Below are 13,649 nucleotides of genomic sequence, written 5' to 3' on the forward strand. Positions count from 1 at the left end.
ATGTCAGGGGACCGTCAGGAGTCCTGTGCTCGCTCCTCGACGGGAGCCGCGGGCCTGCTGAGCAGCCACGCGAGCCACAGCCCGAGCACGTACAGCGGTGTCCCCATGATCAGACGCGTGGTCCCGAGGGCGGTGAGGCCGGCGTCGCCCATGAAGTACAGCGGAAGCTGGACGGCCAGGCGCAGGCCGAAGATCGCGATGATGACCCAGGTCGCGAGGGTGTAGCGCTTGAGACGCGCCGGGTCCTGGCGCCAGTGCACCCCCTCGTTCCGCAGGAAGCCGAACAGGAGCCCCGCCAGAGGCCACTTCACGATGATGGAGACGAGAAGCGCCAGGAGGTAGCCGCCGTTCGTGAAAAACCCCGGCACGTAGAAGTCGGAGGCCTTGCCCGTGCTCTGCGCGACCCAGGCCGAGATCGCGACACCCACCACGCCGGCCAGCGCCATGGTGAGCTTCTGCTTCTGGATCAGGCGGAGTGCCGCGAACACCGCGCTCACGCCCAGGGCCACGCCCAGGCCCCAGCCGAGGGATTCCGTGACGGTGTACAGGACCAGGAACACCAGGCCCGGCAGGATGCTCTCGCAGATCCCCTGCCAGCCGCCCGCCGTGCGCAGCAGGTCGACCCGGCCGTCCTCATGGTGATGGACGCCGGCAGCGGCGGCCACGCTCCGGGCCAGGTCCTGCTTGTCGGGGCCCGGGTTCCCGGGGTCCGGGCGTGCGGCGCCGCCTGCCGGGGTGGCGGGCGCGGCTGCGCCGGGCTCCACCGTGTTCCGGTCCTCAGTGCTCATGGGTTGCTGGCCTTTCCAGACGCCGTGCGGATCCGGACCGGTGCGGTCAGGATCGTCGGGGTGCATGCCTCAGTGTTCGCCGGCCGAGATGATCTCGTAGCCGGGGTTGATGATCGTGGCCAGGCCGCTCCTCGAAGTGAGCATGCCGCGGACGCGCAGCGTGGAACCGGGCTCGATGCCGCCGACGGACCGGCGGCCCAGCCACAGCAGACGGATGTCCGCCACCGAGCGGTCCCCCGGGGGAACCGGAAGGTCAGGCCCGCTCACTTCCCCCAGACGCGCCGTGAAGCGCGGCTTGCTGGTCTTGGGTTCCAGAGTGACCGAGGAGATCCGGCCCACCCATTCACCACGGACCCGCGCGACGGGTCCGTGGCCAGGGATGTTCGGTTCCGCCATGGGGATCAGCCGATCTCGGTGATCTCGGGCCCTCGTTCGGGAGCCTGGAGGGACGGCCTGCCGTCCTCAGCCTGCGGGGCCTCCGTGGGCGCCTTCGGCATGGTGAGGGGCAGCAGCTCCCGCGGCGGCATCGGGCTGTCGCCGCGCACCACCACGAGGGCCCGGAACAGTTCCTCGAGTTCCGTGGCGGCTTCCCGCTGGATGGCCGCGGGACCGCTGAAGACGCCGCGCAGGAACCAGCGGGGGCCGTCGACGCCGACGAACCGAGCCACGCGGTAACCGGCCGTGCCGTCCGGGGCTTCCGCCGGGACACTTGCAATGAGTTCCGAGCCCAGAGTGCCCTCGAGCTCGTCGATCTGTCCGCCCTGGCTGCGCACGGACTCGGCGATCTGCTCGCGGATCTCGGGCCACAGGCCCTCGGAACGGGGAGCGGCGAACGCCTGGACCTGAACGGAGGAGTCACCGATGTCCAGGGACACCGCGATGACCCGCTGGCTGGATTCCTCCACTTCGAGCCGGAGCTCCAGACCGGGCCGCGGCGAGACGAGAATCGCGCCGAGGTCGAGGTATTCCTCGCGGTCCTCGATCTCGTGGACGTCGAAGGGCCCGCTCGTGGAGCGGCCTTCCGTGTCCTGCTCCTCGATCACGGACTCACTGGGGGTGAGGACTTCGTCGGATTCACGCTGGGACTTGCGGGACCTGCCGAATAGCATGCGGGGTTCTCCTCAGGGGCGCCGTGGTGCCGTGGTTAGGGGGTGCGTTCAGGCGTGCGCACCGGCGAAACCGCCGGTGGATCCGAAGCCGCCAGCGCCGCGGACCGAGTCCGGCAGCTCACTCACGGCGACGAAACGGGCGTGTTCCACGCGCTGAATCACCATCTGTGCGATTCTATCGCCGCGGCGCAGATCGATCGCGTGCTCACGGTCCGTGTTGATCAGGGTGACGGCGATTTCCCCGCGGTAGCCCGCATCGACGGTGCCGGGTGCGTTGACGATGCTGAGCCCCTGCTTGGTGGCCAGACCGGACCGCGGGTGGATCAGGGCCACGTAACCGAACGGCAGGGCGATGGAGACGCCGGTCGGGACCAGCCGCCGCTCCCCCGGCTCCAGGTGCACATCCACCCGGGCCCGCAGATCGGCTCCGGCGTCGCCCGGCTGGGCGTACGACGGCGGCTCGAGCCCGTCGTCGAGCATGCGGAGTTCAACATCAAGAGTGTGCGGTTGGGGTTCAGTCACGGGATCAAGCCTAGTACGGCCGCCCGGGCGCCGGCTCATCCTGCCCGGCCTCCCTCAGGACCGGAGAGGCCCGTGGGAGCGCCTACGGAAAGAGTGCGCGGGAGGCGCCTTCCACGGGACCGGGCCGAGATGAAATGCCCAGGGAAAGGTGCCAAGCTAGTGTCATGCCCTCCACGAACACCGGTCCGGCCATGCCCTCGGACGCCTCCACCACCCCTGCGCTCTTCAGCGAGCGGCTCTGGCCCGGGCCCGGCGCCTGGATCATCGTGGCGGTCCTGTCCCTCGCCGGGATCCTCGTCCTCGCACCGATCGGGATCGGGTACGGCATCGCCGCGGCGGTCGTGATCTTCCTCCTCGTGGGCGGCGCGCTGTACCTGAACACCCCGCGCATCGAGGTGACGGCCACCGAGTTCCGCGCGGGCAAGGCCGTGATCGATCGCGCCTTCCTCGGCGACGTACAGGCCTTCAGCCGGGACGAGGCCTTCCAGGAGCGTGGGCCCCGGCTCAACGGTCTCGCCTTCCTCTGCATCCGCGGCTGGGTGGACCCGGTGGTCCGGGTCGAGATCACCGACCCCGAGGACGAGACACCGTACTGGCTCGTCTCCTCGCGCCGCCCCCAGCAGCTCGTCGCCGCGCTGTCCTCCTGAAGGGTGACTTCTGACCGCTGGTGTCCTGAACGCTGACTTCCTGATTCGGGCGGGATCCGCATGCGGTCCGCCGCACACCCCCGTCAACGGCGAAGGGCCGGTGCCTGTGCACCGGCCCTTCGCCGTTGGTGAGAATTCCAGCGCCCGTCTGCCGGGCGCCGTCGTACTGTTTGTCGCCTTCTGGGTGTCAGCCTTCGCAGTCGACGCAGTACGCCAGACCGTCCTTTTCGCGGGCGATCTGGGAGCGATGCCGCACCAGGAAACAGGACGCGCAGGTGAACTCGTCCGACTGCTCCGGAAGGACGGTGACCTGGAGTTCTTCGTGGGACAGATCCGCCCCGGGCAATTCGAAGGAATCGGCGAGGTCCGCCTCATCCTCGTCCACCACGGCAGAGGTGCCGTCCGCACGGTGCGTGGTCTTCAAGGCTTCCAGGGACTCGTTCGCCCGGTCTTCCTCGGTCTTGCGGGGCGCATCGTAATCGGTGGCCATGTGGTGTTGTTTCCCCCTTATGAGAAATCGGGAAGCCACCCTCGAGTGGCCAGGAACTACAGCGTCAACGTCGAGAGGGCGAATTTTGTGCCCGAGCCGAGGCACGCGCCCGATTCTGGCGGAGATCCGGCCTTAAAGCCAGTCAATACGGGGGAAATTTCGCGGCACGCCCTCCAAGCTGACCCCGATGCCGGTCCGGAGATGGCAGAGTTTCGATTGACGGCAACGCACACATGGAGGTATCAGGATGCAGGAGCTGCGGCTTCTCGGAGTTCACGACGACGGTGATCGCCTCTTGCTCAGCGACTCCAGCGGAGAACGTTACGAGCTTCCTCTCGATGAGGCGCTGCGCCGCGCCATCGCCCGCGCGGCCGCCCGGCCCAGCGCCCGGAACGGTTCCGCCCCCGCCCTCAGCCCCCGCGACATCCAGGCCCGTATCCGGGCCGGCGCCACCGCGGCCGAGGTCGCCGAGGAATCCGGCCTGCCCCTGGCCAGCGTGGAACGCTACGAAGGCCCCGTGCTGGCCGAACGCGCCCATGTGGCGGACCAGGCTCGCGGTGTGGAGGTCCCCGGCCACCTCGACGACGGCGAGGGCTACCGCAGCGCCTTCGGCCAGGACCGCGCGTTCCTGGGCGAGATGGTCGAGCACCGTCTCAAGCAGCTCGGCGTCTCCGTGGACGGCCTGAGCTGGGATTCCAAGAAGGTGGCGCACGGCCTGTGGGAGGTCACGGCCGACTTCGACATCCCGGAATCGCTCGGAGGTCAGCTCGGCGAGGAGCCTCCAGCCCGCTGGACTTACTCCCCGCTCACCAAGACCCTGCAGAACGCCAATCGCTGGGCACAGCACCTCAGTGAGCTCGAACCCCTGCCGCTCCACGTGGACAGCCCGTGGGGCAGCCGCCGCCTCTCCGCCGTCCGGGATCACCCGTTCGATGTGGAGGCCGACGCCGTCGAGCAGCCTGCGCCCGAGGATCTCCTGAGCGACTCTGAAAGCCTGGTCGACCTCCTGAACTCCCGCCGCGGTCAGCGCCTCGGAGTGGATGAGGACAGCGACGACACGCTCGCCCTTCTGCTCTCCCAGGGCATCCCCGCCGCGCATCCCCGCCCCTCCGAGGTGGACGAGGACGAAGACGACACACCGGCCGCTGAGGCTCCCCGTCTGCGCCTGGCCCTGCCGGAAGAGGACGACACCGACGACGACGGCATCTCGCTGTCCGAGGGCGTGAGCACCCACACCCGCGAGATCCGCGTGGTGCCCCCGGCGGACCGGAATGCCCGGAAGGGCAGCCCGAGCCTGGCCGATGAGATCTTCGCCAACGCCACGGAGGAGGAAGCCGAAGCCGGCGAACGCACTCCCCTGCGGCAGCGTTCGGTCCTGCGCGGTGCGAGCTTCCATAAGGATCCCGAGGACTTCGCGCGGGCCGAGGCGGAACGCCGTCAGCGGGAAGAGGATGCCCGCCGCGAGGACGAGGCCCAGAAGGGCGCGCGCTCCGCGAAGGACGACTCCACCGACTCGGAGAACAAGACCCCGGAGAAGCCGGCGAAGCGGCGCAGCGTCCCCAGCTGGGACGAGATCGTCTTCGGGACCAAGGGCGACAGCTGACGGCTGGTCACCAACCGGCTGCTGCTCTCGGCTGACCGCGTCAGCCCATCAGAGCAGCCCGTCAGGACCGCCGTCGTCCGGTCCCGCCGCGGCTCCCGGCCTTCGGGCCGTTCGCCAGGAAACTGAGCAGGGGCACTTCCCGTTCGGCCCTGGTCAGCGAGCCGTGCTGACCGATCATCTCCATGGCCTCGGGCCGCACCCTGCGGAGATCGAAGAACGCCACCTGCTCGCGAGCCAGGATCAGCACGTCACCGATCCTCGGCAGCACCTCGTCCCGGACGGTGCCGAAGTAGCCGTCACGAACGGCCTGTTCCTTCTCGAGCACCCAGATGCGGTCACCGAAGCGTGACTCCCACGCCTCCCGCAGGACCGCGGGATCCCGGCCCTCCTCCAGGTGCAGATGCAGCATCCGTGGTTCGCCGGCGGTGTACTTCACGCCGTCGATGAGTTCCGGCACGGCCGAGAAGTCGATACGGCCACTCCTCGGCACATCCACCATGCCGTGATCGGCCGAGACGAGGACACGCGTGTCCAGGGGGAGCCGGGCGGCGAGCTGCCGGAGGGTGAAGTCCACCTCCTCAAGCGCGGCCAGGAACTCCGGGGAGTCCACGCCGTGCTTGTGCCCCGCCTTGTCCACGTCGTTGAGGTAGAAGTACACCAGGCCCGGCTTCTGGAGGATGTCGACGGCCGCGCCGATCCGGCCTGCCAGCGTGCCCGAGCCATGGAACTCGGTCCCGCGCAGGGCGGCGGTGGTCATGGCTGAGGACGCGAAGCGCGGGATGCTGACCGTGTGCACCGGCACCTCAGCGGACGCTTGCTCGAACACGGTGGGCAGCGGCTGCCAGCGCTCGGGGTCGACCCGCGCGTCCCAGTTGCCGAGCTGGTTGACGACCTTGCCCTGCTCCGGGTCCAGCACGTCGTAGCCGACCATGCCGTGCTGCCCGGGAGCCGCACCCGTGCCGAGGCTGGCGAGGGAGCTGGCCGTCGTGGTGGGGAATGCCGCGTCCAGGCGCACGGGGAGGCCGGAGTCGCCGCCGGCCTGGACCAGCGACCTCATGAACGGCACGTGAGCCGCGTAGCGTTTGAGCACCTGGGCGCCCATCCCGTCCACCAGAACGAGGCATACGCGGCTCGCGGCGGGGATCTTCAGGGCGTTGGGCAGCGTGGTGGCACCTGCCGCGGAAGCAGCGCTGCTGAGAAGTTCGGCGATGCTGCGGCGGCCGTACGCCGGGGCCTGGGGCGGCGCCGTCGTCGTCGCGTCCGTCACTGGCGGTGGCTGCTGCGCGAACCGAGGCGACCCGAGAGCGCCGCCAGGCCGCGGGCCGGCTTCCGGACCGGCGCGTGCGGCGCGGACTCGCCCCGCAGGGCCGGGGCCGTCTGAGTTTCGGGGAGGTCGCCGACCCGCTGGCCGGTGCTCGCAGAGCGCAGGGAATGAGCGAAGTTGCGGGCCTGCTTGAGCGACTTGGGGCCATCGGCCTCGGCGCTGACGCGCAGCACGATGTCCTCGGCGCTGCTGGTGCCGTTCAGCCCGTGATCGGCCTCGCACTGGGGATCGCCGCACGTGGCGGGCATGAGGTCGAGGCGGCGTCCGCCGGACCAGGCGATGGACAGGGTCAGCTCACGCGGCTGTTCCTTGCCGCTGTACTCCTGAGGCTGGGCGTACACGAAGCCGAGCACCACGCTGCGGATCTGGTGCAGCGGCACGGTCTCCGTGGAGACCTGGGCCATGACCTGCTCACCCTTGTCATCGAGCTGGTGATCGTCCACGTGGACCACCACCAGGACGTCATGGGTGAGCACGAGCGCCGTGACATGACGGCGCACCTCGGCACGGTCGAAATGGGTCTCCAGGTGCACCAGCTGCTGCAGCGGGACCTGTCCGTCCAAGGCGTCCTGGATGACGTCCATGACCAGTCGCGGATAGAAACCCGCCCGGTCCACGGAGGCCCGGAGATCACTCATGGGATGTGCTTTTGAGGCGCTGCTGGGCTGGCTCATGGGATCCATTTTCCCATGATCCGGCCGGTCCACGCGAATGCATCCCCGCGCGACGGCGACCGGGCCGCCGCCCGCCGTCGCTCACTGGTTGCGCAGGGCCCTCCGCGCACTGTCGGTGCGCTGCGCCGCGTTGGCGATGTGCACGGTGGCCGAGAGCACATTGAGCCCGTCCTGCCCGACCAGCACCGGGGTGAACTCCAGGAGGGCGATCTCCGGGTGGTTGTCCTTCAGCTCGGCGACGCGGTGGAGCAGCCCGGCCAGCGCCTCGACGTCCATCGCGGGCAGGCCCTCATAACCGGTCAGTTTCACCGACGCCTTGGGGGCGTGCACGAAGTCCCGTGCCTCCTCGTCGCTGAGCGGCGGGACCCGGTAAGCCCAGTCGTCCAGGAGTTTGACCGCGTCTCCTGCCAGACCGTACGCCACCACGGGGCCCAGCAGCGGGTCTTCGATCGCCCGCACGGTGCAGGCCTGGCCCACCCCCGCCATCGACTGCACTTCCAGGTCCGTGGCGCCGTACACGGCCAGCACCTCCTTCATCTGCTCGATGTTCCGGGCCAACGACTCCCGATCCTGGATGTTGAGACGGACGCCCCCGAGATCCAGACGGTGCCGCAGTGCCGGACTGAGGGTCTTCAGCGCGACGGGCCAGCCGAGCTCCTCGGCCGCCTCCTGCGCCTCCGCCACGGTGCTGAACGGCCGGGACGGGAGGACCTGGATCCCGTAGCAGCCCAGCAGCGACTCCAGCCGGTCCTGGTCGAGGGCGACGAGCTGTGGTCCGTGAACGGGCCGCAGCCATTCCGCCAGGAGCGCCGAGGCCTGCTCCCGCGGCTCCCGGCAGTTCGCGTCGCCCGTCATGTCGGGGGCCGCTTCGGCGGACAGTTCGCGATCCCTCCAGCGCACATAGCCCGCGACGGCGGCCAGCGCGGCGAGTGCCGCCCCGGGGCTTTCGAAAGCGGGCAGACCGCGCTGGCCGTCCGGTGTGCCGCCGAGCACACCGCTCTCCCGCTGGGCGGGGTCGAAGTTCCCCGGGAAGACCGCCACGAGGGGCTTCTCCCCCTCCCGGGCGAGGGACGCCAGGCAGTCCACGAGCGCGTTATGATCGAGCCCGAGCGACGGCAGCACCGTCACCACGACGCTGTCCACCGAGGCGTCCTCCTGGAGCGTCACGACCTCGCGCCGCAACCGGCCCAGCGCGGCGGACTGGCCACCGTCGAGGGCGAGGGCGCCGTGCACGGCGGAAATGCTCAGGCCGTGCCCTTCCGCGGTGTCGGCCACGATCCGGGCCAGGTTCAGCGAATTGGAGAGGATGCCCACCCGTCCGCCCCGCGGAAGAGGCTGCGCCTCCACGAGCTGCGCGACATCCAGGAGTTCCTCCATGGTCCCCACCCGGATGACGCCGGCCTGCCGCAGCATGGCGTCCAGCGCACGCGCCGGGGCCTGCGTGGTCCGGACCGCGTGACCGGGCGGCAGGCGGAGTCCGATGGTCTCCGGCTTCGCGACGATCACCGGTTTGCTCCGGGCCAGTCGGCGCGCGATCCGGGAGAACTTGCGGGGATTGCCGAAGGACTCCAGGAACAGCCCCACGGCCCGCGTGCGTGCATCGTCCTCCCAGTACTGCATGACGTCGTTGCCGGAGACGTCGGCGCGGTTGCCCGCGGAGACGAAACTCGAGATGCCGACCGCTCGCCGCTGAGCCGTGGCGTACAGCGAGATCCCGACGGCGGCGGACTGGCTGAACAGCCCGAGCCCACCCGGCGCCGGCATCCCCGGCGCCATGGAGACGTTCAGGGCCACGGCGGGATCGCTGTTGATGAGCCCCAGGGACGCCGGACCGATCACGCGCATGCCGGCGGCCCGGGCCTGGCGCACGATCTCGTTCTGGCGCGCGAGGCCCCGCTCGCCGTCGTCGGCGAATCCGGCCGTGATGATCAGCACACCCCGCACCCCGGCGGCGCCGCATTCGGCCACCACGCCCGGGACTTCGTCGTAGGGCACCGCGATGACGGCCAGGTCCACGGGTCCCGGGACCTCGGTGATGCTGCCGTAGCTCAGGCCGCCGCCCACCTCCAGCGCCGACGGATTGACCGCATAGACGGTGCCGGTGAAACCGCCCTCGACCAGGTGGACCATGATCTCGTGGCCGATCTTGCCCCAGTGCCGGCTCGCGCCGATCACCGCCACGGACGCCGGCGCCAGGAGTTCCTGCACGCTGCGGGCCTCCGCGCGGTGTTCGCGGGATTCCATCACGGCGCGGGATTTCACGGTGGGGTCGATGTCGAAGCCGACCAGGATCACCCCGTCCTCGAGCTGGCGCTGCACTTCGTACCCGGCGTCGGCGAACACGCTGAGCATCTTCCGGTTCTCCGGCAGGACCTCCGCCGTGAACCTCCGGATGCCGTTCTCCAGGGCGGCTGCTGCGAGGTGTTCCAGGAGGATCGAGCCGAGCCCCCGGCCCTGGTGCCGGTCCGAGATGTTGAAGGCCACCTCCGCCTCCCGGGTGCCATCCAGGCGGTCGTACCGGGCGATGCCGACGATCTCCCCCGCGATCGTAATCACGAGGGCGACGCGATCCCGGTGGTCCACCTCGGTGAAGCGTTTGAGCTCGGTGCGGCTGAGCTTGGCCTTGTAACTGAAGAAGCGCAGATAGATGGACGACTGCGACTGGGCCTGGTGGAAGGCCTGCACCGCCTCGGCGTCGGAGGGGGCGATGGGCCGGATGTGACCGGTGCCTCCGTCCCGCAGCACGACATCGGCCTCCCAGTAGTCCGGATATCCAGCAAGTTCAGCCGCGCGCGCCATAAGCTTTAGAGTAGTCGTCGCGCCACCGGGGCGCGCCGCAGCACACCACGAGGTCTTTCGTAAATCCATGGCGCGACGCACCACTAGCCGGGGAGCCCAGCCCCTGGAACCGTTCACTGAGAACATCGTCGAGATCGACGTCACCACCGAGATGGAGACGTCGTTCCTCGAGTACGCCTATTCGGTGATCTACTCCCGTGCCCTCCCGGATGCCCGGGACGGCATGAAGCCCGTGCAGCGGCGCATCCTCTACATGATGAGCGACATGGGCCTCCGACCGGACAAGGGCCACGTCAAGAGCGCCCGCGTCGTCGGCGAGGTCATGGGCAAGCTCCACCCGCACGGTGACACCGCCATCTACGACGCCATGGTCCGCATGGCCCAGGACTTCTCTCTGCGCCTGCCACTCATCGACGGGCACGGCAACTTCGGCTCGCTCGACGACGGACCCGCCGCCCCGCGTTACACCGAAGCCCGTCCCGCTCCCGCCGCCCTGGCGATGACCGGGAACCTGGACGAGGACGTCGTCGACTTCGTCCCGAACTACGACAACACCATCCAGCAGCCGGAGGTCCTGCCGTCGGCGTTCCCGAATCTGCTGGTCAACGGCGCTTCCGGCATCGCCGTGGGCATGGCCACCAACATGGCTCCGCACAACCTGGTGGAGGTCATCGCGGCCGCCCGGCATCTCCTGGAGCACCCGGACGCCACGCTCGAGACGATCATGGGCTTCATCCCCGGCCCGGACCTGCCCGGTGGCGGCCGGATCGTGGGCCTCGACGGGATCCGGGACGCCTATGCCACGGGCCGCGGCAGCTTCAAGACGCGTGCCAAGGTCACCGTGGAGCAGCTCTCGGCCCGGCGCACCGGTCTCGTCGTCACCGAGCTGCCGTACATGGTCGGCCCTGAGAAGGTCATCGAGAAGATCAAGGACGCGGTCAACGCCAAGAAACTGGCCGGGATCAGCGACCTGGTGGACCTCACGGACCGCCAGAACGGCCTGCGTCTGGTCATCGAGCTGAAGAACGGCTTCAATCCACAGGCCGTCCTGCAGCAGCTCTACCGGCTGACACCGCTGGAGGACTCCTTCGGCATCAACAACGTCACGCTGGTGGACGGTCAGCCGCGCACGCTCGGCCTGATGGAGCTCCTGCACGTCTACCTGGGGCACCGCCTGGACGTGGTGCGCCGCCGCACCGCCTTCCGGCTCGGCAAGAAGAAGGACCGCCTCCACCTGGTCGAGGGCCTCCTGATCGCGATCGTCGACATCGACGAGGTCATCCAGATCATCCGCTCCAGTGACGAGGCCGCCGTGGCCCGTGAGCGGCTCATGTCGATCTACGACCTGTCCGAGGCCCAGGCCAACTACATCCTGGAACTGCGGCTCCGCCAGCTGACCAAGTACTCGCTGATCGAGCTCGAGAAGGAGCGGGACGAACTCCGTCGGCAGATCGCCGAGCTCGAGGAGATCCTCGCCTCGGATGCCCGGCTGCGCGAGGTCGTCTCCTCAGAACTGGCCGAGGTCGCCGAACAGTACGGCACGCCGCGCCGCACGGTCCTGCTGGAGAAGGAGGACGCCCCGGTCAAGGCACTCGCCGCACCCGCGGGAAAGAAGGCCGCGGCGCAGCAGCTGCCTCTCGAGATCGCGGACGAGCCCTGCTGGGTGGTCCTCAGCGCCTCCGGCGTCGTGGCCCGCACCGATTCGGCCGAACCGCTGGCGGATCCCGGCAACCGCGCCAAGCACGATGTGCTCGTCTCCACCGTCCGCACCACCGCCCGCGGTGAGCTGGGCGCGGTCACCGACCGGGGCCGCATGCTGCGGATCCAGGCCATGGACCTGCCCGTCGTGCCCATGCCGGGCGGTGCGCCGAACCTCGCGACGAGCGTGCCGGTCAAGGAGTTCCTCCCCCTGCCCAAGGGCGAGAGCGTCATCGGCATCGTCCCGCTCAACGAGGTCATCGCGCTCGGCACCGCGCAGGGCGTCGTGAAGCGTCTGCAGCCGGACTACCCGCTCAACCGTGAGGACTGGGAGGCGATCACCCTCAAGGACAAGGACCGGGTGCTCGCGATCGCGCCCGCGCCGGATGACTCAGACCTGGTCTTCGTTACGCGGTCCAGCCAGTTGCTCCGGATGGGCGCCACCGCTGTGCGGCCGCAGGGCCGTCTCGCGGGCGGCATGGCCGGCATCAAACTGGCCGACGACGACGAGGCGATCTTCTTCGGCGTCGTCGCCGCGGGCGACCCCTCCGCCGTCGTGGTCACCATCGCCGGATCGTCGGACGCGCTGCCGGGCACCAACCCGGGCGCCGCGAAGGTGACGGAGTTCTCGGAGTTCCCGGTCAAGGGGCGTGCGACGGGCGGCGTCCGGGCCCACCGGTTCCTGAAGGGCGAGGACCGCCTGCTCCTGGCCTGGGCCGGACATGGCCCCGCCCGGGCGTCCAGCGCCGCGGGCGTGGCGCGGTCCCTGCCGCAGGAGCACGGCCGTCGGGACGGTTCGGGAGTGCCCCTGAGCCAGTCCGTGGACCTGATCGGGCCGAGCCTGGGCTGAGACCGCCGGGCCAGCCCAGGCCCCCGGGCCAGCCGGTCGGCCGCTCAGTCAGCCGGTCGGCCAGCCCCCGGCTCCCGGATGGCTCGGCCCGCCGGCCGGTCAGCCGGCCAGCATCGGTGCCGGGCGTTCCCCGACCGGACGTTCCCCGACCGGACGTTCCTCGAGAATCGGCGCGGTGATCAGCGCTTCGTCGTAACAGACCAGCGCGTTGTTCTCGAGGAGTTCCTCGTGAAGCACCTCGTTGCCCGTGGCTTTATCCCGTGCCGTGCGGTAGATCCGGTTGTGCCGGTAGACTTTGCCGCCGTCGCGATGGAAGTACGCGTCCTTCTCGTGGACGTGGAACTTCTGCCCCAGCGGGCGCTCCGCCCGCAATTCGCCGCAGAGGTGCTCCTCGGTGACATAGGTGCGCAGCTGGAACGTCTGGTCCGTCGGATTGTGGAACCGGTAGTCCAGGTAGTTGAAGACGATCGACGTGCCGGTCCCGAACGGGATCTGCCGGTTGAAGTCCGGGAACAGATCGAGGCCGCCATGGTGATGGTGCTCCGTGATCTCCAGTGGCGTGTGCAGCACCATCCAGTGGATCAGATTCGTGAACTGACACAGTCCACCGCCTACACCCCGCGTGGCGCGGTCGTTGCTGATGGTCAGGCCTTCCTTGTATCCACGGCGTGAGCTGACCGGACCGACCAGGGTCCAGAAGGAGAACGTCTCGCCAGGGCGGATCAGAATCCGGTCGACCTTCGGCGCCGCGAGGCCGAGACTCACGGCCTTGTTCTCCTGAAGCTCCAGCTCGACGTTGGCCAGGCGCCGGCGGATGAGCGACTTGTGGCGGTAGACCACCACCGGCAGGTCGTCCTCGACCTGTTCCCGCGCCAGACGGGCCGACGGCGCCAGATTTCTCAGCCGGCGCACCAGCTTCTGTTTCTCCACGGAAAGCGCGTACGCGAGCGGATGGATTTCGCAGAAAAGCCTGCGTGCCATGAAGGTCCCCCAATATCGGTGATGTGAGGCATCCCCCTGATGCCCATCGCACTCTATCGCCTTCCGGCGACCGCACCACGCAGCCACCGCAGGCACCGCAGGCCGGTGTCGACGCGCGGCCGATCTGCGGGCCGGTCTGCCAGCACGATGGCGCCGAATTATGC

Annotated in this window: 12 protein-coding genes; 3 read left to right on the forward strand and 9 right to left on the reverse strand. The window is 69.4% G+C overall.

Annotation, left to right across the window (positions count from 1 at the left end):
- Positions 1-14 precede the first annotated feature (14 nt).
- The 4 genes from QFZ52_RS07675 to dut all read right to left on the reverse strand — a co-directional run bounded on the left by QFZ52_RS07675 (position 15) and on the right by dut (position 2,458).
- The gene (locus tag QFZ52_RS07675) at positions 15-788 is read right to left on the reverse strand and encodes a DUF3159 domain-containing protein (RefSeq protein ID WP_307497024.1); all 774 of its coding nucleotides are present in this window, start codon (positions 786-788) and stop codon (positions 15-17) included.
- Between the two features lie 69 nt (positions 789-857).
- Positions 858-1,184, reverse strand: a complete 327-nt coding sequence (locus QFZ52_RS07680; protein ID WP_307497025.1) for a hypothetical protein — start codon at positions 1,182-1,184, stop codon at positions 858-860.
- A 5-nt stretch (positions 1,185-1,189) separates the two neighbouring features.
- On the reverse strand, positions 1,190-1,897 hold the full coding sequence (locus QFZ52_RS07685) for a DUF3710 domain-containing protein (protein ID WP_278266422.1): 708 nt from the start codon (positions 1,895-1,897) through the stop codon (positions 1,190-1,192).
- Positions 1,898-1,945: 48 nt separating this feature from the next.
- Complete coding sequence (gene dut / locus QFZ52_RS07690; RefSeq protein WP_444861216.1) at positions 1,946-2,458, reverse strand: dUTP diphosphatase; 513 nt, start codon at positions 2,456-2,458, stop codon at positions 1,946-1,948.
- Between the two features lie 125 nt (positions 2,459-2,583).
- On the opposite strand from dut, the gene QFZ52_RS07695 reads away from it, so the two are divergent.
- Positions 2,584-3,066: a DUF3093 domain-containing protein gene (locus QFZ52_RS07695; protein ID WP_307497029.1), complete on the forward strand. Its 483-nt coding sequence runs from the start codon at positions 2,584-2,586 to the stop codon at positions 3,064-3,066.
- 187 nt (positions 3,067-3,253) lie between these two features.
- Here QFZ52_RS07695 and QFZ52_RS07700 read toward each other — a convergent pair whose 3' ends face one another.
- Positions 3,254-3,556, reverse strand: a complete 303-nt coding sequence (locus tag QFZ52_RS07700) for a DUF4193 domain-containing protein (protein WP_278266425.1) — start codon at positions 3,554-3,556, stop codon at positions 3,254-3,256.
- A gap of 247 nt (positions 3,557-3,803) precedes the next feature.
- Between QFZ52_RS07700 and sepH the strand changes: the two genes are divergently transcribed.
- The gene (gene sepH / locus QFZ52_RS07705) at positions 3,804-5,159 is read left to right on the forward strand and encodes a septation protein SepH (protein WP_307497030.1); all 1,356 of its coding nucleotides are present in this window, start codon (positions 3,804-3,806) and stop codon (positions 5,157-5,159) included.
- A 61-nt stretch (positions 5,160-5,220) separates the two neighbouring features.
- On the opposite strand, the gene QFZ52_RS07710 is transcribed toward sepH, so the two are convergent.
- The 3 genes from QFZ52_RS07710 to QFZ52_RS07720 all read right to left on the reverse strand — a co-directional run bounded on the left by QFZ52_RS07710 (position 5,221) and on the right by QFZ52_RS07720 (position 9,956).
- A complete protein-coding gene (locus tag QFZ52_RS07710; protein ID WP_307497032.1) occupies positions 5,221-6,426 on the reverse strand; it encodes an alkaline phosphatase family protein in 1,206 nt (401 codons plus the stop codon).
- The gene (locus QFZ52_RS07715; protein ID WP_307497033.1) at positions 6,423-7,121 is read right to left on the reverse strand and encodes a DUF5998 family protein; all 699 of its coding nucleotides are present in this window, start codon (positions 7,119-7,121) and stop codon (positions 6,423-6,425) included. The genes QFZ52_RS07710 and QFZ52_RS07715 overlap by 4 nt, the downstream gene beginning before the upstream one ends.
- Before the next feature lie 117 nt (positions 7,122-7,238).
- Positions 7,239-9,956 (reverse strand): bifunctional acetate--CoA ligase family protein/GNAT family N-acetyltransferase, encoded by a 2,718-nt coding sequence (locus tag QFZ52_RS07720; protein WP_307497034.1) that lies wholly within the window; start codon positions 9,954-9,956, stop codon positions 7,239-7,241.
- A gap of 67 nt (positions 9,957-10,023) precedes the next feature.
- On the opposite strand from QFZ52_RS07720, the gene QFZ52_RS07725 reads away from it, so the two are divergent.
- Entirely contained in the window at positions 10,024-12,504 is a 2,481-nt protein-coding gene (locus QFZ52_RS07725) for a DNA gyrase/topoisomerase IV subunit A (RefSeq protein WP_307497035.1), read from the forward strand.
- A gap of 99 nt (positions 12,505-12,603) precedes the next feature.
- Here QFZ52_RS07725 and QFZ52_RS07730 read toward each other — a convergent pair whose 3' ends face one another.
- The gene (locus tag QFZ52_RS07730; RefSeq protein WP_307497036.1) at positions 12,604-13,434 is read right to left on the reverse strand and encodes a VanW family protein; all 831 of its coding nucleotides are present in this window, start codon (positions 13,432-13,434) and stop codon (positions 12,604-12,606) included.
- Positions 13,435-13,649: the final 215 nt, after the last annotated feature.

The sequence above is a fragment of the Arthrobacter woluwensis genome (assembly GCF_030816155.1).
GTDB lineage: Bacteria > Actinomycetota > Actinomycetes > Actinomycetales > Micrococcaceae > Arthrobacter_E > Arthrobacter_E woluwensis_A.

Excerpts from the sequence above, each read along its gene's own strand:
- QFZ52_RS07675 (WP_307497024.1), bottom strand. The coding sequence starts at position 788 with ATGAGCACTGAGGACCGGAACACGGTGGAGCCCGGCGCAGCCGCGCCC.
- QFZ52_RS07700 (WP_278266425.1), bottom strand. The coding sequence starts at position 3,556 with ATGGCCACCGATTACGATGCGCCCCGCAAGACCGAGGAAGACCGGGCG.
- QFZ52_RS07715 (WP_307497033.1), bottom strand. The coding sequence starts at position 7,121 with ATGAGTGATCTCCGGGCCTCCGTGGACCGGGCGGGTTTCTATCCGCGA.
- sepH (WP_307497030.1), top strand. The coding sequence starts at position 3,804 with ATGCAGGAGCTGCGGCTTCTCGGAGTTCACGACGACGGTGATCGCCTC.
- QFZ52_RS07720 (WP_307497034.1), bottom strand. The coding sequence starts at position 9,956 with ATGGCGCGCGCGGCTGAACTTGCTGGATATCCGGACTACTGGGAGGCC.
- QFZ52_RS07680 (WP_307497025.1), bottom strand. The coding sequence starts at position 1,184 with ATGGCGGAACCGAACATCCCTGGCCACGGACCCGTCGCGCGGGTCCGT.
- QFZ52_RS07725 (WP_307497035.1), top strand. The coding sequence starts at position 10,024 with ATGGCGCGACGCACCACTAGCCGGGGAGCCCAGCCCCTGGAACCGTTC.
- QFZ52_RS07695 (WP_307497029.1), top strand. The coding sequence starts at position 2,584 with ATGCCCTCCACGAACACCGGTCCGGCCATGCCCTCGGACGCCTCCACC.
- QFZ52_RS07685 (WP_278266422.1), bottom strand. The coding sequence starts at position 1,897 with ATGCTATTCGGCAGGTCCCGCAAGTCCCAGCGTGAATCCGACGAAGTC.
- dut (WP_444861216.1), bottom strand. The coding sequence starts at position 2,458 with ATGAGCCGGCGCCCGGGCGGCCGTACTAGGCTTGATCCCGTGACTGAA.